Origin of the sequence: Frigoribacterium sp. MEB024 (assembly GCF_000878135.1) — a bacterium.
Lineage (GTDB): Bacteria > Actinomycetota > Actinomycetes > Actinomycetales > Microbacteriaceae > Frigoribacterium.
This window is the reverse complement of sequence record NZ_JXQZ01000100.1, coordinates 1-3,278: the sequence shown is the minus strand read 5'-3', so window position 1 is coordinate 3,278 and position 3,278 is coordinate 1. Positions and strand designations below refer to the sequence as shown.

The window sequence follows — 3,278 nt, the reverse complement described above, 5'->3', positions numbered from 1 at the left end:
GGTCGGAGCGGCCGACCCGGGCGGCGCGGACGCCGGAGCAGGAGGCGCGGCGGCAGCCGGCAGCGCCCCCGTCACCCCCAGCACGGTCGCCAGGGCCGCGGCGAGCGCTGCGCCCGTCCATCGTGAGTTGCGTGCGATCATCGTCGACCGCCTCCTTCTTGTCGTGGTCTGCTGTCGTCGGGCCGTGCTCGACGTCGATCTCTGGTGGAGCTCAGGCCCGGTCGAGGCGGGCGACGCCGATCTTCGAGTCGGCCATGCCGTAGAACACGTACGGGACGCCGTCGACCTCTTCGATCGCGGTCGGGAACACCACGTTCGGCACGATGCCGTCGCGTTCGTCGGCGGTCTCGGCCTCGAGCAGCGGCACCTCCGACCGGGTGACCACGCGGGACGGGTCGTCGGCGTCGAGGATCATCCCGCCCGCCGCGTAGTTGACGTTCTGCTGCTGGGCGAACGCGTCGTCGATCACGCCCGTGACGCCGTGGTGCAGCAGCAGCCAGCCCTCGTCGACGCGCAGCGGGGGCGGGCCGCCGCCGATCTTCAGCTCCTCGAACGGGAACTCGGGGCCGGCGACGAATCGGTGCTGCCCCCACCGCGCCAACGCCCGCGGGTCGGCGGCGACCGCCTCGACCGGCACGTAGCTGATCCAGATCGAGTGCCGCCCGTCGGTGACGCCGGCCGGCAGCGGGCTGCCCTCGCCCGGAACCGTCGCGCCGATGTGCCACATCGGTCGGTGCAGGACGGCGAAGCTGCGCACGCCGTCCGGCGCGGTGACCGGCGACGGGAAGAACACGGTGTCCTTGTTGTGGAACAGCCCGAGGTCGGTGTCGAGCTCGTCGACGTACTCGAAGGTCGCGGGGCCGAGTCGGCGCCAGTCGCGCAGGTCGTCGCTCACGGCGACGGCGGTGCGCGGCCCGAGCGGCCCGTAGGCGACGTAGGTCATCACGTGCAGCCCGAGCTCCTCGATCCAGGTGACGCGCGGGTCCTCGACGCCGGCGTGGGTCGCGCCGCGTTCCCACCCGCGGTCTGGCGCGAGCACGACGCCCTCGCGGGTCACGCCCACGGGCACGCCGTCCTCGACGACGACCCGGGCCAGGCCCACCCGGGACACGTTGCCCGTGGCCACGAGCCGCGGCAGCAGGTAGAGCTCGCCGTCCGGCCCGCGACCTGAGCCGGGGTTGAGCACCCCTTCGGCCTCGTCGGGCGAGTCGGGGTCGGGGGTCATCACGACGGCCAGGCGGGTCAGTCGGTACGGGAAGTCAGCCATGGGAGGCCCTTTCGAGAGGCGAGAGGCGAGAGGCGACGGAGGCGCGATGCGAGGGGGGATCGCACCGCGCCTCCTGCGGTGGGGGCCGTCGGCACGACGACCCGGTCTGGGGGTGGGGAGCCGAGGAGGCGCGGGGCGCGCCGGTCGCGCACCGCGCCTCCTCGGGTCGGGAGGCGATCCGTCAGCCCTTCACGCTCGAGCCGACGTCGGTCGAGATGAAGTAGCGCTGGAACACGATGAACAGCAGCACGACCGGAGCGGCCAGCACGACGGCGCCCGCGAGGGTCGCGCCGAACGGGTTCGCCGCGGTCGCCGCCACGTTGCTGATGTAGTTCGCCAGCGACACGGCGAGCGGCTGCATCGACGCCTCCTTGGTGATGAGGAACGGCCAGAGGAACTCGTTCCACGGACCGATGAAGGTCAGCAGCAGGGCCGTGACCAGCGCCGGGCGCACGAGTGGCAACGCGATGTTCCACAGCAGCCGGAACTCGCCGGTGCCGTCGATGCGCGCGGCCTCGAAGAGCTCCTTCGGAAGCTGCAGGAAGTACTGCCGGAAGATGATCACCGCCGTCGAGTTGATGGCGAACGGCAGGATCATGCCCAGGTAGTTGTCGCTCAGCCCGTAGTTGCGCGCGATGAGCACGTACAGCGGGATGATCAGCAGCTGGAAGGGCACCACCTGCACGAGCAGCGCCAGGGCGAAGGTGACCCCGCGACCGCGCCACTGCAGCACGGCCAGCGCGTAGCCGACCAGCACACCGAACACGAGGGTGCAGGCGAGCACGCCGACCGTGAAGATTCCCGAGTTGAGCAGGCCGCTCAGCAGCCCGATGCGGCTGTCGATCGCGGCGTAGTTCTCGACCGTCAGGTTCGACGGGTGCGGGAACGCCCCGGCCACGGTCGGGTCGGGCTTGGTCTGCAGCGAGCCGATCACCATGTAGTAGAACGGGAAGAGGAACGCCAGGGCGCCGATCGCCAGCACGACGCCGCGCAGCGTGGTCTGGGCCCGGGTCAGGGGCGGCTTCTTCACCACCCGCGGGGTGCGGGCAGGGCTCGCCTCGGGGGTCGAGGCGCGTTCGTCGGCGATCGTCATCGTTCGTCCTTTCCGCCGGCGAACCGGTTCTGCAGCAGGGCGATGACCAGCACGAGGATCACGAGCACGACGCCGATCGCGGCGGCCTGGTCGGGGTTCCCCTGCTCGATGCCCTTCTGGTACATCAGCAGGACGGGCGAGGTCGACGCGCCGTTCGGCCCGCCTCCCCCGGTCAGCAGGTACGGCTCGGTGAAGAGGTTCGCCCCCGTGACGGTCGAGACGAGCAGCACGAGCACGGTGGCCGGACGCACGCCCGGCACGGTGACGGTGAAGAACGACCGGATCGGGCCGGCACCGTCGCTCGAGGCCGCCTCGTACAGCTCTTTCGGCACGTTCTGCAGCGCCGCGAGGTACAGCAGGATGTAGAACCCGAGCTGCTTCCAGGTGACGAACAACGCGATCGAGGGCATGGCCCACGCCGAGTTGATCAGCCACGAGGGCGTCGGGGCCAGCGGTCCGAGCACGTTGTTCACGAGACCGTCGCCGTTGAAGAGGAACAGCCAGACCGCGACGACGGCGACGCTCGCCGTCAGGTACGGCACGTAGAACGCCACCCGCAGGAACCCCCGGAAGTGCGCGACCTTGTCGAGCGCCGTGGCGAGCACCATGCTCAGCACGACGGTCAGCGGCACGTTGATCACCAGGAAGACGCCGACGTTGCCGAACGAGCGGATCACCGCCGGGTCGGTGAACGCGGTGACGAAGTTGTCGAGGCCGACGAAGGGCCGCGCGACGACGGCACCGGGCGCCGTGAAGAAGTAGTCGTGGAACGCGATGTAGACCGCGTAGACCAACGGGTACGCGAACACCGCCAGCACGAACACCAGGTAGGGCGCGCTGAACAGCAGGCCGAGCGGGTGCTTGCCGAGCGGGCCGCCCCGCCGACGCCCGCGCGGGTCGTCGTCGCGGCGACCACCG

Annotated in this window: 3 protein-coding genes; all 3 read right to left on the bottom strand. The window is 70.9% G+C overall.

The annotated features are described in order from the left end of the window. Window positions 1-211: 211 nt before the first annotated feature. Window positions 212-1,267 carry a glycosidase gene (locus SZ60_RS14640; RefSeq protein ID WP_043597160.1) on the bottom strand — a complete coding sequence of 352 codons (1,056 nt, stop codon included), beginning with the start codon at window positions 1,265-1,267 and terminating at the stop codon, window positions 212-214. Between the two features lie 181 nt (window positions 1,268-1,448). Continuing rightward, window positions 1,449-2,360, bottom strand: coding sequence for a carbohydrate ABC transporter permease (locus SZ60_RS14635; RefSeq protein ID WP_082060198.1), 912 nt, complete (start codon window positions 2,358-2,360; stop codon window positions 1,449-1,451). Beyond that, window positions 2,357-3,208 carry a carbohydrate ABC transporter permease gene (locus tag SZ60_RS14630; RefSeq protein ID WP_082060199.1) on the bottom strand — a complete coding sequence of 284 codons (852 nt, stop codon included), beginning with the start codon at window positions 3,206-3,208 and terminating at the stop codon, window positions 2,357-2,359. The genes SZ60_RS14635 and SZ60_RS14630 overlap by 4 nt, the downstream gene beginning before the upstream one ends. Window positions 3,209-3,278 lie beyond the last annotated feature (70 nt).

Coding starts and splice junctions, on each gene's coding strand:
- SZ60_RS14635 (WP_082060198.1), bottom strand. CDS start 2,360: ATGACGATCGCCGACGAACGCGCCTCGACCCCCGAGGCGAGCCCTGCC.
- SZ60_RS14640 (WP_043597160.1), bottom strand. CDS start 1,267: ATGGCTGACTTCCCGTACCGACTGACCCGCCTGGCCGTCGTGATGACC.